Genomic DNA, 22,942 nt, shown 5'->3' with positions numbered 1-22,942 from the left:
TGCACCTTGACCAGCACCCTGCCACCCAAGCCCACCGCTCAGGATCTGGCCGTCAGCTCCAGGCCTGCTGCCTCTGGTCGTTTCGGCCGTTTCGGTGGTCAGTACGTACCTGAAACCTTGATGCCTGCCCTGGCTGAGCTGGAGAAGGCCGCGGCTGAGGCCTGGAAAGATCCGGCTTTCACCTCAGAGCTGAACAGCCTGCTGCGCAACTACGTGGGCAGGGCCACCCCCCTCTATGAAGCTGAGCGGCTTACTGCGCATTACCGCCGCAGCGATGGCGGACCCAGGATTTGGTTGAAGCGTGAGGACCTCAATCACACCGGTGCACACAAAATCAACAATGCACTTGGGCAAGCGCTGCTGGCCTTGCGAATGGGCAAAAAGCGGATCATTGCTGAAACAGGTGCTGGTCAGCATGGGGTCGCGACGGCCACGGTCTGTGCCCGCTTCGGCTTGGAGTGTGTGGTCTACATGGGTGCTGAAGACATGCGCCGTCAGGCTCTGAATGTGTTCCGCATGCGTCTTCTGGGTGCCAGCGTTCAGCCTGTTACTGCCGGCACAGCCACACTCAAGGACGCCACCAGCGAGGCCATTCGTGACTGGGTCACGAATGTGGAGACCACGCATTACATCCTCGGATCAGTGGCAGGCCCCCATCCCTATCCGATGCTGGTTCGCGACTTCCACGCCGTGATCGGAGAGGAGGCTAGAGAGCAATGCCAGCAGGCATTCGGTCGTTTGCCAGATGTGCTGATGGCCTGTGTTGGCGGGGGGTCCAACGCCATGGGGCTGTTTCATCCTTTTGTGGAGTGCAGCGACGTACGTCTGATCGGAGTGGAGGCCGCCGGTGATGGCGTCGCGACAGGCCGCCATGCCGCCACCATGACCGAAGGCAGGGTCGGGGTGCTTCACGGTGCCATGAGCTTGTTGCTGCAGGACCAGGACGGTCAGGTGCAGGAAGCTCATTCGATCAGTGCGGGCCTGGATTACCCCGGAGTCGGCCCTGAACACAGCTACTTGCGCGAGATCGGCCGGGCCGAATATGGCGCCGTGACCGATGCTGAAGCGCTCGAGGCGCTGCAACTTGTGAGTCGACTGGAGGGCATCATTCCTGCCCTAGAGACAGCTCACGCATTCGCCTGGCTTGAGACCCTCTGCCCAACTTTGTCGGATGGCACTGAAGTGGTGTTGAACTGCTCTGGGCGTGGAGACAAGGATGTGAACACGGTCGCTGAGCAGCTTGGCGATGCACTCTGAACATTCAGAGCTTGTCTCAGCTGAGTAAGCGCTCCAGGGTCACTGCGACGGAATTCACGGCCGCACGAGCGGTTGCGTAAGCCATACGCATCGGCCCGATCAAAGCAACCTGGCCTACACCCCCATCACCGCTGCGGTAGCTGGCCTGGACGACTGAACAGCGGCTGAGGGCTGTTTGAGGATGCTCCTGGCCGATCCAGACTCGCCCGTCGGACCAGGCAGGAGCAGGAACAAATGCTGCCGGATCACTGTCCATCAGGTCGAGAAGAGGTCTCACCCGGGCGCTATCACTGAATTCGGGTTCGGCCACCAGCCTCGAAACCCCATGCACCAAAGGTGCCTGCTCGATCGGGCGATGGAAGGGATTCCCGTTCTCCAGGGCATCCTGTAGTGCCCTCCCGCAGGGCTGAAGTTGCTGTGGCAGACAGCTCCAATCCAGTTTGCCGGCCTGCAGCAGCTGGTCGGAGGTCCAGCGTTCCAAGGCTTCCACCTGACCGGCACTGCCGTGGGGCAGCCGCAGATTGAGGTGATGGGCCTGGCTGGAATCGCCGACGAGCATCACCAGGAGGCGGTCTTCACTGCGGACCAGGCGAATGGTTCTGAGTTGGCTCTTGGATCTTTGTGGCGGGCTGATCAGGCTCATCAGACCTGTGAAATCCGTCAGCCGGCGAGTGAGCTGCAGCAGAAGGTCATCCAGTGCCGCCCAGCGCAGGCTCAGCTGGGTTAATTCCCGCTCCAGGTGATGGGCGCCTGCACCTGGCTCGGGCAGCAGGCAGTCCACGTAGTGGCGGTAGCCCTGGGGACTGGGCACGCGACCCGACGACGGGTGTGGCTGGGTCAGAAGTCCACGCTGTTCGAGAGCTCCCATGGCCGAACGCACTGTGGCCGAGCTGGCCTTGATCCCGAATCGCTGCACTAAAGCCCGGCTGCCTACCGGTTCGATGGTGTCAACGTAATGGTGGACCGTGGCCTGAAGGACCTCCTGCTGTCGTCGGGGCAGCGGCTTCACGGGGACCAACTTGCGAACCAAAATCCTACGAACAACCAGTCACGCCGGTTCGCTCTTGTCATGAATGCACGCTGTTCGGTTGATTGGTGCAACGATTAGCGGCGCAGCGATCAATAGCGCGGCGATCAGTAGCGCGGTACTGCGGAATCCACCATGACGCTCCAGGCGTCAATGCCACCCTCGAGGTTCCATACGTCAAGTGATGGCCGATTCTCGAGCAGCCAGCAACCGAAATTCCAGCTGCGCACACCGGCATGGCACAACACCACGATCGAGCCACTCTGCGGCAGCACAGCATCAATGGTTCCCATCCAGTTTTCAGCATCACTCAAGGGCAGATGCCTGACTGGATACGGAAAGGGAGCGATCGCCAGCTCTTGCTGCTCCCGCACATCTACGACAGTCAGATCGACGTTCCTGCTGAGCCAGTTGTTCAGCTCGCTGGCTTTGAGGGGTTTTGGGGTGGGTCCATTCATCACGTCAGTCTGGCTTCGGGCTGGCATAGCTCCCTGGATGGATAGAAGATGAGCACGATGTGCTTCACCGCCTGTTCATGAAAGGGCGCTCGTTCCTGCTGGCTCTGGTCGCTGTGGCGGTGGCGCTGCTCACGCTCGCCCTGGGGTTGTGGTGGGGCATGGCTCGTCAGAGCCCGCTGCGAATCATGGAACGGCCCCTTGAGTTGCCCCGGGCGGCACGTTTTATGCCGAGTGATGCAGCTCTAACGCTGCATTGGTTGGTTGATACCCGTCAGGTGCCTGCTTACGCACAGGCCGTTGCACCAGTGCGCCAACGCCGACTGGTGAATGACAGCACCCGTCAGCTCAGAGATGGTGCTTTTGCTCTGGCTGGTCTTGACTTCAGCGCTGAGCTGGCCGGTTGGATTGGTCCCGAGGTCAGCTTTGCAGTGTTGGATGCTCCTGCTCAGCAGTCCGGCGAACAACCCAAGCAGGGCTGGGTGCTGGCACTGTCGAGCCGCGATGAAGACGGTGCTAAGCGCTTTCTGCAGCGTTTCTGGCAGACCCGAAGCCTGGCAGGCACCGATCTGCAGATCTCCCGTTATCGCGGCATGGGACTGATCAGTGGTCGTGGAGCCCTGCTGGGAAGAGATCCACAACCGATCGCCACTGCATTAATCGATGACAATCTGCTGTTGCTGGCTTCAGGGCGAGGGGTGCTTGAACAGGCCCTTGATGTGTCCCAGCTGGAAAGTCAGCATCAACTTGGAGATCCTGCTTTGGCAACTGATCTCCAAAGCTTCGGTCGTGGGGCCGCTGTTTTGATTGCCAACCCTGGCGCGATGGACCGCTGGCTGGGGGTCCCATCAGCGATCACGGCCCGCGAAGACCTCCAAGGGCTGGTGGCATCGCTGACACCGCAGGGACCTGATTTGGCGCTTGATGCCGTAGTCCACTTCCGTGAGCCTCTAATTCCCGTGGGGTCTCAGACGACGGACAGCGATGCGTTGCTGAGAGATGCCGGCGGTGATGCGCAGACCGTCGCTTTGTTGACGAACCCTGCGGCTCTGCTGGCTCCTGATGCCAACGAGCCCCTGGCCCAGTGGATCGCTCCCATCCTGCGGCAGGCGTTGGAATCGGTTCCGACCGGGGCCGCGGCTGCGGTCGTGGACCTCGATCAAGGGCCCATGCTCTGGCAGCAGGGGCCGCAGGGCTGGGTGCTGGGCACCCGGCCTAATCGTCCCGATCCCGAAATGGTGGATGGTCGGCTTCAGGAGCTCGGCTTGACTGGTTCCACCCTCGAGAGCGACGGCCAGCCTGTTCAGGTCTGGACTCGTCTGGCTCGTCAGCGTCGTCGCGGAGAGGAGTCTCTTCAGGCTGAGCTCGCTGTTGCTCTGGAGCGGCACACCGGTGTGAACTGGTGGGCAGAGACACTCGATGGTTTGCGACGTCGCGGTGAGAGCGGTGATCTGATTCAGCGACAGCAGCAGCTGCATGAGCTGCAATCCCCGAGTCAGTCAGTGCTGGCTCAGCAACTGGCACTCGCTGCGGCCCCCAGTCGCTTGCGCCTTGGTCAGTGGCGACCCTGGGAGCTGGTGCAGGGTGTGGCCGGTCGATCACTGCTGCCGGCCGTCCAAGGCTTGGCCATCGCCGCTGGGGCTGACCAGAACGCAGCCTCCGTGCAGGATGAGCGTGTGAGCAGCTTGCGTCTGCGTGCGCGACTCCAGCTCGGTTGATCTTCTTCTCCTGCGCCATGGCATTGCCGCACAACGCGTGCTGGGCCGTGATCATCCCGATCGCGGTCTGACGGGTCGGGGCCTGCGTCGCACTTGGGAGGTGGTCCGTCAATTACGGATGCTTGATGTGCAGGCGGACACACTGATCAGCAGTCCTTACCGTCGAGCTAGGCAGACGGCCGAGCTGGCGATCCAGGCTGGGCTGGCGGAGTCGATCTGTCTCGATTCAGCCCTGGAGCCGGGAGGTGACCCTTGGCCATTGGTCTACCGCTTGTCTGGTTGTTGCCTGTTGGTCGGCCATGAGCCGGAGCTGAGCACGCTTGCGGCGACGTTGATCGGAGCACCCCTCGGAAGCTTGCGCCTGCGAAAGGCCGGATACTGCCATCTCAGTTGGCCGGCAGACCTGAGCGATCCTCGGGGTCAGGCCGAACTGCAGGCATTGCTTAGGCCTCGTCTTTTACTTCCGCGCTCCGTTTAAGTTGCCTTTGTGCTGAAGCGGAGGTTGGTGAGTCAGAACGATGGTGCCGAGATCCGTCATGAGCGAACGGGTCTGGTGTTCCGCCCCGGACTTGAGGGGGTGCCTGCTACCCAGTCGTCCATCTGTGACATCGATGGTCATGCGGGGTGCTTGTCCTATCGCGGCTATCCCGTCGACGATCTGGCCACCCACTGCAGCTTCCTGGAAACCACATACCTGCTGATCTGGGGGCAATTGCCGACCCCTCAGCAGTTGCGCGACTTTGAGGACGAGGTGCAGATGCACCGACGCGTGAGTTTTCGCGTCAGGGACATGATGAAGTGCTTCCCATCCGATGGGCATCCGATGGATGCTCTGCAGTCCAGCGCAGCGTCTCTTGGTCTCTTCTATTCACGTCGAGCCATCGACGACCCCCAGTACATCTACGACGCTGTGGTCAGGCTGATCGCCAAGATCCCGACGATGGTCGCCGCTTTTCAGCTGATCCGTAAAGGTCAGGACCCCATCCAGCCCAGGGATGATCTGGCGTATTCCGCCAATTTCCTTTACATGCTCATGGAGCGTGAGCCGGATCCAATGGCCTCAAGGATCTTTGATCAGTGTCTGATCTTGCACGCGGAACACAGTCTCAACGCCAGCACTTTCAGTGCCCGTGTGACCGCCAGCACCCTCACCGATCCTTACGCGGTTGTTGCTTCCGCCGTCGGCACGCTCGCTGGCCCCCTTCATGGAGGGGCCAATGAAGACGTCCTGGCAATGCTCGAAGAGATCGCTACGCCAGATCTAGCCGCGGGCTATCTCGATGAGGCCATGGCCAGCAAGCGCAAGATTATGGGATTCGGTCACCGTGAATACCGTGTCAAAGATCCTCGTGCTGTGATCCTTCAAACCCTTGCTGAAGAGATGTTCGAGCGCTTTGGTCACGATGAGATGTACGACGTGGCCAGAGCTCTGGAGAAAGCGGCGGAAGCGCGTCTTGGCCCGAAAGGCATCTATCCCAATGTGGACTTCTATTCCGGACTTGTGTACCGAAAGCTGGGTATCCCCAGAGATCTATTCACCCCGGTCTTTGCCATTGCCAGAGTTGCCGGCTGGCTGGCTCACTGGCGCGAACAGCTTGGTGCCAATCGGATCTTCCGACCATCTCAGATCTACACAGGCAGTGATCTGCGTCAGTGGACGCCACTGGAGGCCCGTGTTCCAACCATCACCACTTAAGTTACATTCATCACACCTTTGCTCATGGTGACTTTCCTCGCCACCAGCGCACCGGCCCTGGTCAGTCCTGGCCTCGATCTTGAACGAAGTTTCAGTCAGGCTCTTGAGGGCTTCGGTCTGTCTGAACAGGCAGCTCGGTTGATCTGGCTGCCACTGCCAATGCTTTTGGTGTTGGTAGCAGCAGTGGTGGGGGTTTTGGTCACCGTTTGGCTTGAGCGCAAGATCTCAGCAGCGGTGCAGCAGCGGATTGGACCTGAATATGCAGGTGCGCTCGGAGTTCTTCAGCCCCTGGCTGATGGCCTCAAATTGCTGGTCAAGGAAGACATCATTCCTGCCAGGGCCGACAGTTTGCTGTTCACCCTCGGCCCCGTTCTGGTCGTTGTTCCAGTGATTTTGTCCTGGCTCATCGTTCCGTTCGGTCAGAACCTGCTGATCAGCAATGTGGGAGTGGGTATTTTTCTGTGGATCTCCCTCAGCAGCGTTCAGCCCATTGGCCTGCTGATGAGTGGATACGCCTCTAATAACAAGTATTCCCTGCTTGGAGGCCTGAGGGCAGCTGCACAGTCAATCAGTTACGAGATTCCGCTTGCGCTTGCCGTGCTTGCGGTGGTGATGATGAGCAACTCCCTCAGCACTGTTGACATTGTCGACCAGCAAACAGGAGCTGGCATCCTCAGCTGGAACATCTGGCGTCAGCCTGTTGGCTTTCTGATTTTCTGGATCTGTGCTCTGGCGGAATGTGAACGCCTTCCGTTCGACCTCCCCGAAGCGGAAGAGGAGTTGGTTGCCGGTTATCAGACCGAATACGCCGGAATGAAGTTTGCTCTCTTCTACCTCGGCAGCTACATCAATTTGGTGCTGTCAGCTCTGCTGGTTTCAGTGCTTTATCTCGGAGGTTGGGGTTTTCCCCTGCCTGTGGAATGGCTCGCGGGTTGGTTGGGGCAGTCAGTCGATGCTCCTTTAGTCCAGGTGATCACAGGCACAACAGGCATTGTGATGACCGTGCTTAAGGCCTATCTGCTCGTGTTCATTGCCATTCTTCTGCGCTGGTCCACGCCGCGGGTGCGTATTGATCAGCTGCTGGATCTTGGCTGGAAGTTCCTGTTGCCGCTTGCTTTGGTCAATCTGCTTGTGACCGCAGCTCTCAAACTTGCATTCCCGGTCGCCTTCGGAGGTTAGGTTTAATTACCTAGGCTCTTGTTTTAGCGGTTTCTCCGTCTCCCCTTCCTCAGGCCATGTTCGGTTTTCTCAAACAGGTTGGTGATTACACCAGAGATGCCGTAGATGCGGCGCGCAATCTCACGCAAGGTCTTTCCGTCACCTTTGACCATATGAAGCGCCGTCCTGTGACGGTGCAGTACCCCTACGAGAAACTGATTCCGTCTGAGAGGTATCGGGGACGCATTCATTACGAGTTCGACAAGTGCATTGCCTGTGAGGTGTGCGTGCGTGTCTGCCCGATCAACCTGCCTGTGGTGGATTGGGTGATGAACAAAGCCACCAAGAAGAAAGAACTGCGTAATTACTCGATCGATTTCGGGGTTTGCATTTTCTGCGGCAACTGCGTGGAGTACTGCCCCACCAATTGCCTTTCGATGACCGAAGAGTATGAGCTGGCAGCATTTGACCGTCACAGCCTCAACTACGACAACGTCGCACTAGGGCGTCTTCCCACCAGCGTGACGACAGACCCATCAGTTCTGCCCCTGCGAGAACTTGCTTACCTTCCGGCCGGCGAGCTTGATCCCCATGTTGTGGATCCCGATCGACCACGTGCCGGTCAGCGACCTGATCAGGTGCTGGCAGCCATGAAGCTGGCAGCCATGAAGTCAGCTGCAGCTGTGTCAACAGTGGATGCGGGAGAATCAACCACAGCGTCCACTGATTCCAAGGAGAGTGCCGAATGACGATCGCAGCGTCCACGCAGCTGATCTGCTTTCTGGTGCTCAGCTTTGTGGTTGTGCTGGGAGCTCTCGGCGTAGTTCTACTCAGCAACATCGTCTATTCCGCCTTCTTGCTTGGAGGCGTGTTCTTGGCAGTGGCTGGTTTGTATCTGCTGCTCAATGCCAGTTTCGTGGCGGCAGCCCAGGTGCTCGTGTACGTCGGTGCTGTGAACGTGCTGATCCTGTTCGCGATCATGCTCGTGAACAAAAAGGAAGATCTCGCTCCGATTCCAGGTTTGACCTTGCGTCGCCTGCTTTCCGGCGGTGTCTGTGCCGGCCTCTTCGCCCTGTTAACGAGGGTGGTCGTCACTACCCCTTGGGCTGAAGGGCCAGAGCCGATCGGAGAAGACGCCACTGTTCGAATCGGTGAGCACCTCTTCACCGATTATTTGCTTCCTTTTGAGCTCGCTTCAGTCCTGCTGCTCATGGCCATGATCGGAGCCATTGTTCTGGCTCGACGCGATGTTCAGGCCGTTGATCCAGGAACTGGTGAACTTGCTGATCAAGGCCTGATTGAAAAGGCCCGGACTCCCCTCCTGGTTGATCAACCACCTTCCTGACGTTTTCTTCTTCTTCTCATGCTCTCCGAGCTGCTGTCCGGTTCCGTTCCTCTCGAGGCTTATCTGCTTGTCGCCGCAGTGCTTTTCTGCACTGGCGTCTGGGGGCTGATCAACAGTCGCAATGCTGTGAGGGTGCTCATGAGCATCGAGCTGATGCTCAATGGTGTGAATATCAACCTGATGGCGTTCTCCTCCTATGTGGACGGCCAGTTGATCCGTGGTCAGATTTTCTCAGTATTCGTGATCACAGTCGCTGCTGCTGAAGCTGCGGTTGGTTTGGCCATTCTTTTGTCGCTCTATCGCAATCGCGTCACAGTGGACATGGAACGCTTCAATCTTCTGCGCTGGTAGGGCCGGCGCCCTCATCATGCGTCTGCAACGGGTCTGGTTGATCTATAGGGCAGAAAGCCCTCTGGCACTGAAAGAGGCCAAGGCTTGTGCCAAGACGCTGGAGTCTCTTGGCGTGACTGTATCCGTGGCAATGAGCGGCCTGAGCGCGGATCCCTTCCCAGGGCTCCTCGCTTCGGAACCAGAACTCCCTGATCTGGCGGTGGTGCTTGGAGGCGATGGCACAGTTCTGGGTGCTGCTCGGCATTTGGCTGTTTATGACGTGCCGCTTCTCTGTTTCAACGTCGGAGGTCATCTCGGCTTCCTCACCCATGAGCCTGGGCTGATTCGTCGTGATGGTTTGTGGCGACGCCTGCAGGATGATCATTTCGCGATGGAACGCCGCATGATGCTGCAGGCTGTCGTGAACCGAGCGGATGACCTCAACTGTTCAGTGTCTGGAGAAGGAGGTTGTGCCGCGGATGACATTGAGCGTCATTGGGCTCTGAATGATCTGTATCTGCGCCCCTGTCAGGAAGAACTTGCGCCCACCTGCACTCTTGAACTGGAGATTGACGGGGAAGTGGTCGATCAAGTGCGGGGTGATGGTCTGATCCTGGCGACGCCAACCGGTTCAACCGGCTATGCGATGGCAGCAGGAGGACCCATCCTTCACCCAGGAATTGATGCCATCATCGTGAGCCCCATCTGTCCGATGAGTCTCTCCAGTCGTCCGGTGGTGCTTCCACCCAGGTCAAGATTGGTGATCTGGCCCCTTGGAGACGGCTATCGACCGGTAAAGCTTTGGAAGGATGGTGCCAGTGGGCCGGTGCTGTGTCCCGGTGAATGCTGCGTGATTCAAAGGGCTCCTCACCATGCGCTGATGGTTCAGTTGGAGCAGTCGCCCTCTTATTACCGCACCCTTTCACGCAAGTTGCACTGGGCGGGGAGCCTGGTGGACACGATTCCCTCGCCCAACTGACAGCTCAGCGATGCCCCTCGAGATCGAACGCCGTTTCCTGGTCACAGGGTCTGGCTGGCGTGCCCATGCCGGCGAGCCACAGCACCTCAGGCAAGGCTATCTGGCCTCCAGTGAGGAGGGTTTCACCGTTCGGGTGCGGCTTCGGGCCGACGGAAAAGCCTGGCTCACGCTCAAGGCACCGGCGGAGGGAATTGCTCGCCATGAATTCGAATACGAACTGCCATCTGCCGATTCCGAAGCCCTCTGGACTCTTGCGCCCCATCGGTTGATCAAGACCCGTTTTGCCTTGTCGCTTCCAGGCGGTGAGTGGGTGGTGGATTGCTTTGAAGGAGAAAATGCACCGCTTGTGCTGGCGGAGGTGGAGCTCAGTGATGTTTCAGATGCCTTTGACCTTCCCATGTGGTGTGGTCAGGAGGTCACTGGCGAGGGCTTCTGGAGCAATGCAGCACTGGCTCATCAGCCGGTTTCAAGCTGGTCTCTGGAGAAGAGGCAGCGCCATGGTTTGGCGCGGAATTAAGACAATCACCCACGCCCCTTGTAACAGTCTTTAGTTTTCCTTTAGATTTGGATCGGGAATCGGGAAGTGACTCGTGCACGGCCTCTACGACCACGACGGAATTCTGCGGTTCATCGGACTGGATCGGGAGGCCTGTGTCGCATATGCCGAGCTGTTCGACCTTTCTTTGGCCAGATGCTCCCTGATGGATCTGCCTTTGCCTCTACCGCTGGCGGTCAGGACTCGTCAGCGGATGATTCCGGGAGTAGGCAACAGTTGAAGCCGTCCCGGCAGATTTTCCCGTGATCCATTGCCCAATTGAGCAGGGCCACTCTGTTCTTGGAACCAGTCTTCGTAAAGACGTTGCTGACGTGATTGTCGACCGTCCGTTTGCTGATGGTGAGCCGCTCTGCAATCTCCTGGTTGGTCAATCCTTCTGCCACCAGTTCGATGATTTCAACCTCCCGCGTCGAGAGTGAGATGTTCGAGGACCCATGTCCATCGCCATTCACCATGCTGGACACCGACGGTTCTTCCGACACCATCCTAGGCATTCATTCCTGACCGGCGATCTTCCATAGTGTCCATCAGAAGCATTTGAAGGGTTTGGGTTCAGCGCTGCAGCGCAGTCTTGAGGCTGGTGCCGTCACAGTCACGGCTGAGGTGATGCCGCCCCGTGGGGGAGATCCCAGTCATACCCTTGCCATGGCCAATCTCCTGCGCCACTGGGTTCAGGCCATCAATGTCACTGACGGCAGCCGTGCTGTGATGCGCATGAGCAGCCTGGCGGTTTGTCGTTTGCTGTTGGACGCCGGCCTTGAGCCTGTGCTGCAGATGGCTGGGCGTGATCGCAATCGCATTGGAATTCAGGCGGATCTGCTCGGTGCCCATGCCCTCGGTATCAGAAATCTGCTGTGTCTTACAGGCGATTCCGTGAAGGCCGGTGATCAACCTTCGGCTCGCCCTGTGCACGAAATGGAGTCGGTACGGCTGCTGCAGCAGGTGAGCGCTTTCAACCGTGGTGAAGATCCTGTTAAGGAGAACCTGCCCGATGGCCCCACAACTTTGTTTGCGGGAGCTGCCGCTGATCCACACTGCGCAAGCTGGTCGGGGCTCAAGCGCAGGCTGGAGCGCAAACGCGAAGCAGGTGCTCGTTTCGTTCAGACCCAGATGGTGATGGATCCTGGGGTGCTGGAGCGCTTCTGCCGAGACATGGCTGCTCCGATGGAGCTGCCTGTTCTGGCAGGGGTGTTTCTACTTAAATCAGCCAGGAATGCCAGCTTCATCAATCAGAAGGTTCCTGGAGCCAACATTCCAGACCGCCTGATTGCACGACTCGATGAGGCCGATGATCCTGCGGCCGAGGGAATCGCCATCGCGGCTGAGCAGGTCCGGCAATTTGCCGGGATTGCTCAGGGCGTTCATGTCATGGCTGTTAAAGCGGAAGAGCGGATACCTGAAGTGCTCGAGCGAGCTGGCCTCAGCTCGCGGCCGTCGTGAGATCAGTCCCGAGCAATTCAGCCATCGCTTTCTGCTGAGGGGAGGGTTCTACCAGATCTTGGCGCCTGGCATCGGTGATCAACCAGTCGAGAGCCGCTTCCTGAAGGTCGAAATGGTCACCATTTTTGCCGACGCAGTAACGGCCGAACACCAACTTTTCGACAAGCTGCACGCCTGCACCGATGCGGGAGTAGTCGAAGATGATCGAATTATCGATCGTGGCGCCTTCGCAGATGTGGCAGCTGGGCCCGATCATCGTTGGACCAATCAGCGTTGCTCCGTCCTCGATCTTGGTCATGCCACCGACATAGATAGGGCCTTGAACGTTGATCCGGTCCCAGTTGGCCGCCACATTCAGGCCGGTGTAAACCCCAGGACGAACTTCTTTGCCAGGAATGCCCACTTGGCGGACATCACCTTGAAGCACGCTGCGGATCGCCCGCCAGTAATCGGGAACTTTGCCGATGTCGACCCATTCGAACTCCATGGGTAGGGCATAGAAGGGTGCACCGACCTCCACCAGCTTGGGAAACAGATCCGAGCCGATGTCGAAGGATTCACCCGAGGGGATGTGCTCGAAAATCTCCGGTTCGAAGAGATAGATGCCCGTGTTGATGGTGTCGCTCAGGGCTTCATCCACCTTCGGCTTTTCCTGAAAGGCCTGAATGCGTCCCTCTGCATCACTCACGACAACGCCATAGCTGCTCACCTGTTCCTTCGGAACACGTTTGGTGATGAGGCTGGCGAGAGCACCCTTCTCCCGGTGTCGTCTCACCGCTTCGGTGAGATCGAGGTCGATCAGTGCATCGCCGCACAACACCACAAAGGTGTCATCAAAAAACGTCTGGAAGTCCTGGATTTTCTTCAGCCCGCCAGCGGAGCCCAGAGCGTCACCGATCAGTTCACCATCTTCGATACGACCTTCGAAGCTGTAAGCAATTTCGACGCCAAATCGCTGGCCGTCTCGGAAGTAGTTCTCGATCTCTTCAGCCAGGTGGGACACATTGACCATCACCTCTGCGAAACCATGCTCCTTGAGCAGCTCAAGCAGGAACTCCATCACTGGCTTCTGCAGGATCGGAATCATCGGTTTGGGGATCACATGCGTGATCGGCTGAACCCTTGTTCCCTTGCCCGCGGCCAGGATCATCGCCTTCATCGGCGTTACAGGCTTACTACGGATAAGCCAACATAAGGGGGTGGTTAAGCGGCCACGGCCCCCTCGGCCGGCATGACAGCTGGCACGTCAAGGCTGGCCAGAGGCATCTGAGCCACGGTGCCCGGAGCCAGTAAGCGCTTAAGTCGGATCGGACCGTGGAGTGAGTCCATTTGCTCCAGTTCAACCTGGCCTTGTGATGACAGGAACAAAAGCGCCCAGAAAACCCCGACGCGGTCCTTGTCCAGGTCGTCGTCGGCAATGGCGTTCCACTGAATGACCAGGTTTTCGAAATTGACCCATTGGAGGGCTGCTTCCCAGCTATTCAGGAAGATACCCATGGCAGCGGTGGTTTCTGGCAGTTTCTCCCGGTGAGCGAGCGCTGCCACCTGCGCGATCGCTTCCTTGTTGGAATAGCGTTTTTGACGCTGACGCCGGCGCATTTCTAGTTCGTCTGATTCGAGCTGTTCCGCAATCGATTCCAGTTGTTCGATCAGTTCCCCAAGGGTGACCGGGCGCCGCAGAGGTGGAGGTGCCACCGGTCGGCGTTGTAGGTGTCGCTCGGGGTGGCGAGGGATGTCGAAGCTTGGATCTAGCCAGCCCTGGTCAGCAAAATCTGCTTCAAACATGTCCTCCACGTCTGGTTGTGGCGGGAACGTGCTGGCTTCAAGGACTTCCGCCTTCAGGCCCACCAGCACCGACGCTGCCAGGAAGGCTTCACTGCTGTCGGCCAGGTCACGTTCATAGCTTCCTCCACGTCGCTTTAACGCTTCCTCAACCTGGCGAGGAACTTCGATCCGTTGCTTCAGCTGATCCAGAAAGCCATCGACCACAGCAATGACATCCACATCCCATGGATCGAGGTCACCCTGCTGAGCAGCGTCCTGAAGCAGACGAATGGCGAGCCTCGCACCGGCATCAGCTCTCTGACTCAGCCCGGCATCCATCTAAGCCTTTGGCCGTCTGCCGGAAAAATACCGGTGATGGATTGATCGGGCCAGCCCCTCTCCGAGTTACTGGTCAGGATCCGTTGCGAGAGATCAGCTGAGGGGCCCTGAGCATGGCTGGCGCCAGGCTGCCACTGCGAATCAGCGGCGCAGTGGGTCGGGTGATCACCTCCATGGCTGCGACATCTCGATCTACCAGAGCTTCGATCGCTGTGCGATAGCTGTCGGTCATCAAACGCGGGTAGAGACCGATACCGATGATCGGCACCAGCAAGCAGCCGATGATGTAGATCTCGCGAGGTTCCGCATCTACCAGGTTCGTGTTGGTGGTGAGCTGGGCGTTTTCCTTGCCAAAGAAGATTTCCCTCAACATGGAGAGCAGATAGACCGGCGTCAGGATCACACCGATCGCGGCCAGTCCGTCGATCACGATTCGGAAGCTCAGTGTGTAGGCCTCATCGGTGGCGAAACCTGTGAACACCATCAATTCACTCACAAATCCACTCATGCCTGGGAGTGCGAGGGATGCCAGGCAGCAGACGGTCCAAAGAGCAAACATGATTCTCATCTTCTGACCCACACCACCCATCTCATCGAGCTGAAGGGTGTGGGTGCGGTCATAGGTGGCTCCCACCAGGAAAAATAGGCTGGCCCCGATCAGGCCATGGCTGATCATCTGCAACATCGCTCCACTCGTTCCTAGAGCGCTGAAACTGCCAATGCCAATCAGCACAAAACCCATGTGGCTGATGGAGCTGTAGGCAATTTTGCGTTTGAGGTTGCGCTGAGCGAAAGAGGTGAGTGCTGCGTAAATGATGTTGACCACACCAAGCACCACAAGCAGTGGTGCGAACTGGGCATGGGCTTCAGGCAGGATTTCGGCGTTAAAGCGCATCAGGGCATAGCCGCCCATTTTCAGCAGGATTCCTGCTAACAGCATGTGCACTGGCGCTGTCGCTTCGCCATGAGCATCTGGTAGCCAGGTGTGCAGAGGAACAATCGGTAATTTGACCCCGAAGGCGATCAGCAGACCGGCATAACAGAGCAGCTGAAAGCTTGTGCTGAATCCTTTCTGTGCCAGCACGGTGTACTCGAAGTTGGGAGTACCGCCTCCCATGAAGCCCATGGCTAAAGCCGCAAGCAGGATGAACAGAGAACTGCCTGCTGTGTAAAGGATGAATTTCGTGGCGGCGTACTGACGCCTCTTGCCGCCCCAGATGGCAAGCAAGAGATAAACAGGCAGTAGTTCCAGCTCCCAGGCCAGGAAAAACAACAGCATGTCCTGGACTGCGAAGACTGCGATCTGACCGCCATCCATGGCCAGGATCAGAAAGAAGAACAGCTTGGGTTTGAAGGTGACCGGCCAGGCGGCCAGGACCGCCAGAGCGGTGATGAAGCTGGTCAGCAGGATGAGAGGCATGGAGAGCCCATCCGCCCCAACGGCCCAGGTGAGTCCAAGACTCGGCAGCCAGCTGACACGTTCGGAAAGCTGCAGACCACTGAAACTGGGGTCATAACCGCTGAGATAGGCCCCGACTGTGATCAGGAAGGTGGTTAGAGCGATGCCAAGAGCGAACCAGCGGACTTGTCGCCCTTCTCCCTGATCGGGGATGAAGGGGACAATTAACGCGCCCACGATCGGGAAGAGGATGGAAAGACTCAGCCAAGGAAACTGAGCTGGAATGATTCCTGCTGCGATATCCGCTGCAGGGTCAAAGGGAGCACTGACGGCAAACTCCAGCAACGAAAAGTCCTTTCACCACTGTTGGGAGTGTAGAAATCCTGGCTGTACTGGCACTCAGTCGATAGGCGTTGACACACATAACCCGGATTGATGTGCTGATCTGCTGATCAGGCTTCTCCAGAACCCGGAATATCGGGGAAAAGTTGTCGCTGTGATCAACCACAACGTGTGAGATTGATGACATATTCGCTGCATTCATCTCCATTGCCGCGGAGTCCAAGCCAAATCAGCTCTCTTGATTCAGTGGGCAAAGGTCGTTGTTTTCAGAGTCAAAGAACGACTTGGTCCAGCAATAAAAAAGCTCCCTCGTTGAGGAAGCTTGAAGTGCTCGAACAATTAGTAGAAAGTCGCAGACTTCAGATCAGAAGCGGAAGGAGGTCTTCACCAGACCACCGAACTGATTGAAGCTCTCATTCTGGGTGGCTGAGCCCAGGGGGCGGCTCAGATAGAAGAGGGCTGGAGTCACGGAGATGTTGTCGGTGACCTGGAACTGATACCAGAATTCCCAGGCGTACTGACCATCGCGCGCAAGATTGTCTTCCGCGTTGGAGGAGGAGCTCCACGCAGCGGTGCCAGGGTCTCCGGTCAGCGCAATTGAGGTCACGAATGCCTGCTGACCAACAGCCATGCCGGCGTTGTTGCCTTTCAGGAAGACATCGCTCCACTGCAGACCCACATACCAGGACTGCGAGGTAGCGGAATCAAATTCATAGTCGAACAGAGTGCTGCCATCCGCACCGGTCGTGGAGCTGAGGCCCCAGCCGGCGCTAATGGAGGGAATAAAGCCCGAATCTTCAGGCTGCCACCAGGCGCTCAGTCCGACATTGTTGCTGTTGCCAAGTTTTCCAGCTTCCGTTGCAAGGGGAGTCCCCGTTGACTCATAGACGGCTCCCCACTTCTTGGAGCTGTAGGTGTATGCCGCGGCGATACCCCAGCTGGAATCGGCATAGGCCAGTTGAACCGTGCCTGTTCCGGACGCACCGTTGGTGGCGATGCCTCCCTTTTTGGGATTGCCCTCAGAGCCGTTTGTGGAAACGTAGTTGGCACTGATGCTGAAACCGTCGTTGCTCCACCAGACGCCAGCACCAGAACCGAGATTCAAGCTGTAGGCACCGGGAGCACCTGCATAGGTGAAGTAATCAAGGATGGTGTCTGAGGGGTACGCACTCGGCCAGACGGCGAGCATGTCGTCCTGACGAACCTTGCCGCCTGCTGTGACGGTGAAAGAGCTACCCAGAGGGAACTGGTAGAAGATGCGGTCGATGTTGAGGCCATCACCCTCCTCAAAGGCCACTTCCAAGCCTGACGCTGTCGAGTAAGTGCTTGTTTTATAAAAAGGGCTGCGAATGCCAGTGCTTGCGCCGAAACCGAAGGCACTCGTGTCGAAGTTGCCTGCCCTCAGACGCGTGCGCAGCAGATCCTTGCCAGTGAAACTGGTATCAAAATCGATCTTGATGTCGTAGTTGAAGGTGACCGCACCGAGATTGGCGTTGGCCAGGTCCGCCATCTTTTTGCTGTTGTTCACAGCAGGATTGGAGCCGAACTGCCCAAATTCATTGGCGTCACCGCCGTAGCTGTTGGCGCCGATCACGAAGGTGGTGTTCCCCTTCATCTTGGTGGTGGTGGAGAACTGGGTTGCTTCCAGTTCGCCAACGCGAGCTTCCAGACCGTCAACGCGGCCCTTCACGATCGCGAGTTCCTTTTCGAACTCTTTCATCAGACGCTTGAGCTCGTCGGTCACTTCAGTGACGCGGTCGAGACAGGCGTTCAACAGTGCAGCCGCTTCAAAGCGGGTCATCGCACGGTTGCCGCGGTAGGTGCCGTTGGGATAACCAGCAACACAGCCGTAGCGCTCGATCAGGTTGCTGAGTGCCTGATAAGCCCAGTCGTTCGGGTAGACGTCTGAGAATTGGGTGATGCTGGTGACCTGATCCACAGCAGCCGTGCCATGAGACACGGAGGCGTAGTCGGAAACACCGGCAACATTGACTTCAGTCGCGCCAGCAGCCATCGGAGCCAGTAGGCCCAGAGCAGCAGGAGCAACCAGCAGTTGCTTGAACAATTTCATGGGGATGGGTCCTCACACAGAACCGGCGCTTCAAGCACCATTCACACGTTGAGGGTTTTTCCGAGTGAGTGCTTGAGGGGTTGTGCCAGAGAGTCTCTTGATCAATGAGCCTCTGCCCAAGTCAGTGACTTTGAGCAGAGCCAGCGAGTCGCTCCGATCAATTCATCCGATCAATTCATTGCTTCAATTGATCGGGCCGCCAAGCACACCGAAGAGCACAACTAGACCGATGACACCGCCGAACACGATCAGGGCATAGAACTGAGCGCGGCCGGTTTCGAAGTATTTGAGACCTTCACCGCTGCCGAGCGTGAGCAGACCGGTGAGGTTCACCACTCCATCAACCACCTTGGCGTCGACTTCTAGTACCTCGCGTGCAATCTTGCGGCTGCTGCGGACGAACAGTTTCTCGTTGATGTCATCCAGATACCACTTGTTAGCAAGGAAGGCATTAATGGCTGGGAAACGAGCTGCCACCAGCTCACCGAGGTCGATGCGACGCAGGGCATAGGCGAGTACTGCCACGCTGATTCCGGTCACGGAGATGGCAACCGAGGCTCCTGCAAGAGGCAAGAATTCCCCCCAACTGAAGTGTTCCGCCATCTCAAGCGCTTCTTCGGGGTTAAGAAGTCCGGCAAAGCGACTGTTCCATGGGGTCCCGAGCAGACCGATCAAGACGGATGGGACCGCAAGCACCACCAGTGGCAGGGTCATTGGCCATGGTGATTCGTGCAGGCTGCCCGCATGGTGTGCATGGTCTTCATCAATAGCCTTGCCGGCAGCAGCCATGAGATTGGCCTTCATGGCCTCATCGTTGCCTCGAAACTCTCCCTCGAAAGTGAGGAAGTAGAGCCGGAACATGTAGAACGCGGTCATGCCGGCGGTGAGAAAGCCCACCACCCAAAGGATGGGGAACGTGCCAAAGGCCTGACCCAGAATCTCGTCTTTGCTCCAAAAACCTGCCAGCGGGGGAATGCCACTGATGGCAATGCAGCCGATCAGGAAGGTGATGGCTGTAATCGGCATCTTTTTGCGCAGACCGCCCATGAGTCGCATGTCTTGGGCGAGCACAGGTTCATGTCCCACCACATCCTCCATGGCGTGAATCACGGATCCCGATCCCAGGAAGAGCATCGCCTTGAAGAAGGCATGGGTCACCAGGTGGAACATGCCGGCTACTGGAGCTCCACAGCCCATGGCCAGCATCATGTACCCCAGCTGAGACACAGTGCTGTAGGCCAGTCCTTTTTTCAGGTCCATCTGAGTAAGGGCGATCGAGGCCCCCAGAAAGCAGGTGATCGTTCCGGTGACGGCGATGAACACACCTACGCTCGGGAACTGGCTGTAGAGCGGTTCGAGCCGTGCCACCAAGAACACGCCAGCAGCCACCATCGTGGCGGCATGGATCAGTGCCGAGATCGGTGTTGGCCCTTCCATCGCATCCGGCAGCCAGACGTGAAGAGGGAACTGGGCCGATTTCGCCATCGGGCCCATGAACACAAACAGACAGAGAAGCAGTGCTGCCCAGCCCGGCACGATGCCGCTGCTCACACCCGCTGAAAGCCCATCAGCGATTCCCTGGAAGTCGAAACTGCCTGTTGCCCAAAACAAGCCAAGGATGCCGAGCAAGAGGCCGAAGTCACCAACCCTGTTGACGACGAAAGCTTTTTGGGCGGCATGTGCTGCGCCATCTCGGTCGTACCAAAAGCCCACCAGCAGATAGGACGACATGCCCACCAACTCCCAGAACACATAGATCTCGAGCAGGTTGGGACTCACCACTAAACCCAGCATCGAACTGCTGAAGATGGCCAGGTAGGTGAAAAAGCGCACATAGCTCTTGTCGTGCGCCATGTAGCCGTGTGAGTAGATCATCACCAGCAAGGCCACAGTGGTGACCAGAGCCAGCATCACTGCGGCCAGAGGGTCGACCACATAACCCATCGGCAGGACGAAGTCACCTGCGCTTGCCCAAATGAAGAGGTGCTCAACTGGTGGTGCGCCTCCAAGTTGCTCTAACAGCACCGCGTAACTGATCACTGCGGCAGCACCGATGCAGCTAATCAGCAGCAGTGCCACCGGTTTTCGCAATCGGTTGATCGTGCGGTTGAAGCTGATCAAACCAAGACCAGTAATCAGGGCCCCGAACAAGGGCAGCACTGGAATCAACCAGGCGGAGTCGGCAGCCGAGGGCATCCAGACAAAACAGCTTGTATCGAGTGTAGGCAGCTCAGTTCAACAATTCTCCGAGACGCGAGTGCAGAAAAGCCATTCCCCCTCTGGGGATATAGCGGTGTGCCCACCAAAACACTCCGACGGCGATGGCGATGCCCAACTGGGCCGGTCGGACCAGTTCACTGAAGACCAGTTGCTGGCGGCCATCGATCACCGCTGCGAACGGCACGACGGATGTCTCGGCCTGAAGCCTGTCGAACGCCACTCCGAAGCGGGCTTTCAGTCGTCGGTCGCCATGCCAGACAGCAAACAGATGATGCGCAATCAGACCAGCACAGGTCACCAGCATGAAGCTGCTGCCGATCCAGAGTGCATGGCTCATGCACCAGAGAATCTGCCCTACAGCCTGAGGATGTCGGCTAATGCGGATGATGCCGGTCGCATACAGCCGCACCTGAGGCTTCAGCACCGCTGGGATCTCCAGCAGGTTGTAGGTGGCCGGATAGAGGAACAGGAAGCTGATCGCTGTCACGACCCAGATGGAGGGCACCATCCCAGGAACACCTTGGAGGTTCCAAATCCGAATGCCGTCATAGCGATGAGCCAAGAAATAGGCAATGACCACTACGGCTGACGGAATGCTCAAGACTGCAAACACCAGCCGCCAGGCTCTCGCCCCGATCTTGGCCTCAGCCCGGGTTCGTAGGGCTGCGCCACCGCTGTGGATCACTGCGAAGACAACGAGTAATCCCAGCATCACCAGGCTGCTGTGATGGATGCCTCCTGTTGCGTCAGCCAACGAGATGCTGCGGGAGCCGTGATTCTGGCGTTCTGCAGGGAAGGGGACCCCTACAGTTTTCTGGCTTCTGCTGTTCGCTGGGCAGCTTTCCATGGCCGATCTGCCCTTCACCCTGGATCAGCTGCGCATTCTGCGGGCCATCGTCAGTGAGGGCAGTTTCAAGAAGGCGGCCGACAGCCTCTATGTCACCCAGCCGGCGGTGAGCCTGCAAATCCAGAACCTGGAGAAGCAGCTGGAGGTGGCCCTCTTCGACCGTGGAGGTCGGAAGGCTCAGCTCACAGAAGCGGGCCATCTTCTGCTCAGCTACTGCGATCGAATTCTCAGTCAGTGTCATGAGGCGTGCAGGGCGTTGGATGATCTTCACGACCTCAAAGGCGGATCTCTTTTAGTCGGCGCTAGTCAGACCACCGGGACTTATCTCATGCCTCGCATGATCGGTCTATTCCGCCAAAAATTCCCGGATGTGGCCGTGCAGCTGCATGTTCACAGCACCCGTCGCACCGGCTGGAGTGTCGCCAACGGACAGATTGATCTGGCGATTATCGGGGGTGAATTGCCTGCGGAACTGAATGAACTGTTGCAGGTTGTGCCCTACGCCAGTGACGAGTTGGCTCTGGTGCTGCCTGTGAAGCACCCGCTCGCGCGTCTGGTTGAGCTCAGCAAAGATGACCTCTACAGGCTCGGCTTTGTGAGCCTGGATGCGCAGTCGACTACGCGCAAGATGGTTGATCAGTTGCTCGGCCGCTCCGGATTGGACGTACAGCGGCTGCGCATCGAAATGGAACTGAACTCATTCGAAGCGATTAAGAATGCTGTCCAGGCCGGCCTGGGAGCTGCTTTTTTGCCAGTGGTCTCGATCGAGAGGGAGCTCACCGCCGGGACTTTGTTGCGCCCGAGCGTCGTTGACCTGCAGGTGCGTCGTCAGCTCAAGTTGATTACGAACCCCTCCCGCTATTGCTCAAGGGCAGCCGAAGCATTCCGTCGAGATGTGCTGCCGGTTTTTGCGAGTGCTGACAGCCCTCTCCGTCAGGGAAGGGCTGTCGCGCTGACTCCAGAGATCAGCTCCGAGCAATTAGGGGAAAACAATCAGAACTGATCGGCTTCTGGAGTGATGCCGACGGTGTCATCCGCCACTCCTCGGGTGAGGAACTTGTTTTGAGTGATGTCGGTCTGGTAGACGCAACGCACAACAGGCTTGTCCCGCACTGAGCCGATATAGGCGAAGGTATTCATGCGCTGTTTGCATTCGCGCTCCTGCCCTGAAGTGATGGCTCCTTCCTTGCGCAGCACCGCCCAGTTTTCTCTTCGAATCACACATCCAGGTTGCAGGGTCGGCTGGGTGACAAAACTGCTGGATGGATTCAGTGTCGTGTACATCTCGATATCCATCACAAAGGCACTGGCACCCCACTGCCTGCAGAACTCAGGGTCTGGAACCGCCATGTCTAGCTGTTGGGAGCTGGCAATGTTTCCCTGGTCGCCCTGAGTGGTACTGGTGACGGCACTGCCGATCCCGATCCCCACAATCAGAACCCCTGCAAGTACAGCAATAGTGGCTGTGTTCAGGCTCATGCCGTTTCCACCATTGTTTGGGGGTGGTGGTCCTCCATAGCCCCGCCCATCTCGACGGTTATCCCTGCGAGGCTCATCACGACGCCTGTCATCGTCTCTCCGGTCGTAGCCGGAGCCGGAACGGTCGTAGGGGGAACGACTCACAGCAGTTCAGGGGTTCTGGGAAGACCCATCGAATAGTTGAGGACGCGGCAGTCAGGGTTGTAACTCAACTTTCCGGCCTGCAGCAGCTCACGGATACAGCCTTCGAGTTCCGTGCCGATACGACGCAGGTTGTAATCGTTCAGCGCTTGGCCGTCATGGCTTTTGACCAGTTCGCGGAAGCGTTGCTGGACAATCTCGATCGTGCTGTCAGACCAGACGAATTCGTTGTCGGGATCCAAGTCGAGGGTGAGCTGACTCGGGTCGGCGACCAGATCACCATTCTCGACTCGTGCCGTGAACAGGCGCACGTGACGGGTGGTGCTCTTCAGCAGGGTCTCAGCCATGAATCAAGCGGAGCGATGCGAACACCGCGGAG

At 58.0% G+C, this 22,942-nt stretch carries 23 protein-coding genes; 12 read left to right on the top strand and 11 right to left on the bottom strand.

Translation table 11 applies throughout. From position 1 onward, the window contains the following. Positions 1 to 6 precede the first annotated feature (6 nt). The gene (trpB, locus tag SynBIOSU31_RS13330) at positions 7 to 1,257 is read left to right on the top strand and encodes a tryptophan synthase subunit beta (protein WP_186490772.1); all 1,251 of its coding nucleotides are present in this window, start codon (positions 7 to 9) and stop codon (positions 1,255 to 1,257) included. Positions 1,258 to 1,273: 16 nt separating this feature from the next. Here trpB and SynBIOSU31_RS13325 read toward each other — a convergent pair whose 3' ends face one another. Together SynBIOSU31_RS13325 and SynBIOSU31_RS13320 are read right to left on the bottom strand one after the other, a co-directional pair. Continuing rightward, positions 1,274 to 2,266 carry an HrcA family transcriptional regulator gene (locus SynBIOSU31_RS13325; RefSeq protein WP_186490770.1) on the bottom strand — a complete coding sequence of 331 codons (993 nt, stop codon included), beginning with the start codon at positions 2,264 to 2,266 and terminating at the stop codon, positions 1,274 to 1,276. 125 nt (positions 2,267 to 2,391) lie between these two features. Next, on the bottom strand, positions 2,392 to 2,742 hold the full coding sequence (locus tag SynBIOSU31_RS13320) for a rhodanese-like domain-containing protein (RefSeq protein ID WP_186490768.1): 351 nt from the start codon (positions 2,740 to 2,742) through the stop codon (positions 2,392 to 2,394). Positions 2,743 to 2,819: 77 nt separating this feature from the next. Between SynBIOSU31_RS13320 and SynBIOSU31_RS13315 the strand changes: the two genes are divergently transcribed. From SynBIOSU31_RS13315 to SynBIOSU31_RS13275, 9 genes are read left to right on the top strand one after another with little or no spacing between them, the layout of a single operon-like run. Beyond that, on the top strand, positions 2,820 to 4,457 hold the full coding sequence (locus SynBIOSU31_RS13315) for a DUF3352 domain-containing protein (protein ID WP_186490767.1): 1,638 nt from the start codon (positions 2,820 to 2,822) through the stop codon (positions 4,455 to 4,457). Further along, entirely contained in the window at positions 4,435 to 4,935 is a 501-nt protein-coding gene (locus SynBIOSU31_RS13310; protein WP_186490765.1) for a SixA phosphatase family protein, read from the top strand. The genes SynBIOSU31_RS13315 and SynBIOSU31_RS13310 overlap by 23 nt, the downstream gene beginning before the upstream one ends. A gap of 27 nt (positions 4,936 to 4,962) precedes the next feature. Beyond that, positions 4,963 to 6,153 carry a citrate synthase gene (locus tag SynBIOSU31_RS13305; protein WP_186490763.1) on the top strand — a complete coding sequence of 397 codons (1,191 nt, stop codon included), beginning with the start codon at positions 4,963 to 4,965 and terminating at the stop codon, positions 6,151 to 6,153. A gap of 24 nt (positions 6,154 to 6,177) precedes the next feature. Then, complete coding sequence (nuoH, locus tag SynBIOSU31_RS13300) at positions 6,178 to 7,332, top strand: NADH-quinone oxidoreductase subunit NuoH (RefSeq protein ID WP_066909075.1); 1,155 nt, start codon at positions 6,178 to 6,180, stop codon at positions 7,330 to 7,332. A 56-nt stretch (positions 7,333 to 7,388) separates the two neighbouring features. Beyond that, on the top strand, positions 7,389 to 8,060 hold the full coding sequence (ndhI, locus tag SynBIOSU31_RS13295) for an NAD(P)H-quinone oxidoreductase subunit I (RefSeq protein WP_186490761.1): 672 nt from the start codon (positions 7,389 to 7,391) through the stop codon (positions 8,058 to 8,060). Further along, positions 8,057 to 8,656 carry an NADH-quinone oxidoreductase subunit J gene (locus SynBIOSU31_RS13290; protein ID WP_186490759.1) on the top strand — a complete coding sequence of 200 codons (600 nt, stop codon included), beginning with the start codon at positions 8,057 to 8,059 and terminating at the stop codon, positions 8,654 to 8,656. The genes ndhI and SynBIOSU31_RS13290 overlap by 4 nt, the downstream gene beginning before the upstream one ends. Positions 8,657 to 8,674: 18 nt before the next feature. Beyond that, positions 8,675 to 9,007 (top strand): NADH-quinone oxidoreductase subunit NuoK, encoded by a 333-nt coding sequence (gene nuoK, locus SynBIOSU31_RS13285; RefSeq protein WP_066909066.1) that lies wholly within the window; start codon positions 8,675 to 8,677, stop codon positions 9,005 to 9,007. Positions 9,008 to 9,023: 16 nt separating this feature from the next. Then, positions 9,024 to 9,965, top strand: coding sequence for an NAD(+) kinase (locus tag SynBIOSU31_RS13280; RefSeq protein WP_186490757.1), 942 nt, complete (start codon positions 9,024 to 9,026; stop codon positions 9,963 to 9,965). A gap of 10 nt (positions 9,966 to 9,975) precedes the next feature. Then, positions 9,976 to 10,482, top strand: a complete 507-nt coding sequence (locus tag SynBIOSU31_RS13275; protein WP_186490756.1) for a CYTH domain-containing protein — start codon at positions 9,976 to 9,978, stop codon at positions 10,480 to 10,482. 215 nt (positions 10,483 to 10,697) lie between these two features. Here SynBIOSU31_RS13275 and SynBIOSU31_RS13270 read toward each other — a convergent pair whose 3' ends face one another. Then, positions 10,698 to 10,976 (bottom strand): helix-turn-helix domain-containing protein, encoded by a 279-nt coding sequence (locus SynBIOSU31_RS13270; RefSeq protein ID WP_186493093.1) that lies wholly within the window; start codon positions 10,974 to 10,976, stop codon positions 10,698 to 10,700. A gap of 91 nt (positions 10,977 to 11,067) precedes the next feature. On the opposite strand from SynBIOSU31_RS13270, the gene SynBIOSU31_RS13265 reads away from it, so the two are divergent. Then, positions 11,068 to 11,961, top strand: a complete 894-nt coding sequence (locus SynBIOSU31_RS13265; RefSeq protein WP_186490754.1) for a methylenetetrahydrofolate reductase — start codon at positions 11,068 to 11,070, stop codon at positions 11,959 to 11,961. Here SynBIOSU31_RS13265 and SynBIOSU31_RS13260 read toward each other — a convergent pair. The 6 genes from SynBIOSU31_RS13260 to SynBIOSU31_RS13235 all read right to left on the bottom strand — a co-directional run bounded on the left by SynBIOSU31_RS13260 (position 11,942) and on the right by SynBIOSU31_RS13235 (position 20,808). Next, positions 11,942 to 13,120, bottom strand: a complete 1,179-nt coding sequence (locus SynBIOSU31_RS13260; protein WP_186490752.1) for a nucleotidyltransferase family protein — start codon at positions 13,118 to 13,120, stop codon at positions 11,942 to 11,944. The genes SynBIOSU31_RS13265 and SynBIOSU31_RS13260 overlap by 20 nt on opposite strands. 44 nt (positions 13,121 to 13,164) lie before the next feature. Next, positions 13,165 to 14,064, bottom strand: a complete 900-nt coding sequence (locus SynBIOSU31_RS13255; RefSeq protein ID WP_186490750.1) for a segregation/condensation protein A — start codon at positions 14,062 to 14,064, stop codon at positions 13,165 to 13,167. A gap of 73 nt (positions 14,065 to 14,137) precedes the next feature. Beyond that, complete coding sequence (locus tag SynBIOSU31_RS13250) at positions 14,138 to 15,808, bottom strand: NAD(P)H-quinone oxidoreductase subunit 4 (RefSeq protein WP_186490742.1); 1,671 nt, start codon at positions 15,806 to 15,808, stop codon at positions 14,138 to 14,140. Between the two features lie 361 nt (positions 15,809 to 16,169). Then, positions 16,170 to 17,876, bottom strand: a complete 1,707-nt coding sequence (locus SynBIOSU31_RS13245; protein ID WP_186490741.1) for an iron uptake porin — start codon at positions 17,874 to 17,876, stop codon at positions 16,170 to 16,172. 183 nt (positions 17,877 to 18,059) lie between these two features. Next, entirely contained in the window at positions 18,060 to 20,072 is a 2,013-nt protein-coding gene (locus SynBIOSU31_RS13240) for an NAD(P)H-quinone oxidoreductase subunit 5 (protein WP_186490739.1), read from the bottom strand. Between the two features lie 34 nt (positions 20,073 to 20,106). Next, on the bottom strand, positions 20,107 to 20,808 hold the full coding sequence (locus tag SynBIOSU31_RS13235; protein WP_186493091.1) for an NnrU family protein: 702 nt from the start codon (positions 20,806 to 20,808) through the stop codon (positions 20,107 to 20,109). A gap of 133 nt (positions 20,809 to 20,941) precedes the next feature. Here SynBIOSU31_RS13235 and SynBIOSU31_RS13230 point away from each other — a divergent pair, with 133 nt between their 5' ends. Continuing rightward, a complete protein-coding gene (locus tag SynBIOSU31_RS13230) occupies positions 20,942 to 21,946 on the top strand; it encodes a LysR family transcriptional regulator (RefSeq protein WP_186490737.1) in 1,005 nt (334 codons plus the stop codon). Here the strand turns inward: SynBIOSU31_RS13230 and SynBIOSU31_RS13225 are convergent. Both SynBIOSU31_RS13225 and ndhM read right to left on the bottom strand, forming a co-directional pair. Next, on the bottom strand, positions 21,937 to 22,566 hold the full coding sequence (locus SynBIOSU31_RS13225; protein ID WP_186490735.1) for a DUF3172 domain-containing protein: 630 nt from the start codon (positions 22,564 to 22,566) through the stop codon (positions 21,937 to 21,939). The two genes, SynBIOSU31_RS13230 and SynBIOSU31_RS13225, sit on opposite strands and share 10 nt — an antisense overlap. Next, positions 22,563 to 22,910, bottom strand: coding sequence for an NAD(P)H-quinone oxidoreductase subunit M (gene ndhM, locus SynBIOSU31_RS13220; RefSeq protein WP_186490733.1), 348 nt, complete (start codon positions 22,908 to 22,910; stop codon positions 22,563 to 22,565). Before ndhM ends, SynBIOSU31_RS13225 begins: the two co-directional genes overlap by 4 nt. Positions 22,911 to 22,942: the final 32 nt, after the last annotated feature.

Origin of the sequence: Synechococcus sp. BIOS-U3-1, from assembly GCF_014279975.1 — a bacterium.
In the GTDB taxonomy this organism is placed as follows: domain Bacteria; phylum Cyanobacteriota; class Cyanobacteriia; order PCC-6307; family Cyanobiaceae; genus Synechococcus_C.
This window is presented reverse-complemented; position numbering and strand designations above follow the sequence as displayed.

Excerpts from the sequence above, each read along its gene's own strand:
- SynBIOSU31_RS13240 (WP_186490739.1), bottom strand. The coding sequence starts at position 20,072 with ATGCCCTCGGCTGCCGACTCCGCCTGGTTGATTCCAGTGCTGCCCTTG.
- SynBIOSU31_RS13230 (WP_186490737.1), top strand. The coding sequence starts at position 20,942 with ATGGCCGATCTGCCCTTCACCCTGGATCAGCTGCGCATTCTGCGGGCC.
- SynBIOSU31_RS13290 (WP_186490759.1), top strand. The coding sequence starts at position 8,057 with ATGACGATCGCAGCGTCCACGCAGCTGATCTGCTTTCTGGTGCTCAGC.
- SynBIOSU31_RS13315 (WP_186490767.1), top strand. The coding sequence starts at position 2,820 with ATGAAAGGGCGCTCGTTCCTGCTGGCTCTGGTCGCTGTGGCGGTGGCG.
- nuoH (WP_066909075.1), top strand. The coding sequence starts at position 6,178 with ATGGTGACTTTCCTCGCCACCAGCGCACCGGCCCTGGTCAGTCCTGGC.
- SynBIOSU31_RS13270 (WP_186493093.1), bottom strand. The coding sequence starts at position 10,976 with ATGGTGAATGGCGATGGACATGGGTCCTCGAACATCTCACTCTCGACG.
- SynBIOSU31_RS13255 (WP_186490750.1), bottom strand. The coding sequence starts at position 14,064 with ATGGATGCCGGGCTGAGTCAGAGAGCTGATGCCGGTGCGAGGCTCGCC.
- SynBIOSU31_RS13280 (WP_186490757.1), top strand. The coding sequence starts at position 9,024 with ATGCGTCTGCAACGGGTCTGGTTGATCTATAGGGCAGAAAGCCCTCTG.
- SynBIOSU31_RS13320 (WP_186490768.1), bottom strand. The coding sequence starts at position 2,742 with ATGAATGGACCCACCCCAAAACCCCTCAAAGCCAGCGAGCTGAACAAC.
- ndhM (WP_186490733.1), bottom strand. The coding sequence starts at position 22,910 with ATGGCTGAGACCCTGCTGAAGAGCACCACCCGTCACGTGCGCCTGTTC.
- SynBIOSU31_RS13275 (WP_186490756.1), top strand. The coding sequence starts at position 9,976 with ATGCCCCTCGAGATCGAACGCCGTTTCCTGGTCACAGGGTCTGGCTGG.
- nuoK (WP_066909066.1), top strand. The coding sequence starts at position 8,675 with ATGCTCTCCGAGCTGCTGTCCGGTTCCGTTCCTCTCGAGGCTTATCTG.
- SynBIOSU31_RS13245 (WP_186490741.1), bottom strand. The coding sequence starts at position 17,876 with ATGAAATTGTTCAAGCAACTGCTGGTTGCTCCTGCTGCTCTGGGCCTA.
- SynBIOSU31_RS13235 (WP_186493091.1), bottom strand. The coding sequence starts at position 20,808 with ATGCTGGGATTACTCGTTGTCTTCGCAGTGATCCACAGCGGTGGCGCA.
- ndhI (WP_186490761.1), top strand. The coding sequence starts at position 7,389 with ATGTTCGGTTTTCTCAAACAGGTTGGTGATTACACCAGAGATGCCGTA.
- SynBIOSU31_RS13260 (WP_186490752.1), bottom strand. The coding sequence starts at position 13,120 with ATGAAGGCGATGATCCTGGCCGCGGGCAAGGGAACAAGGGTTCAGCCG.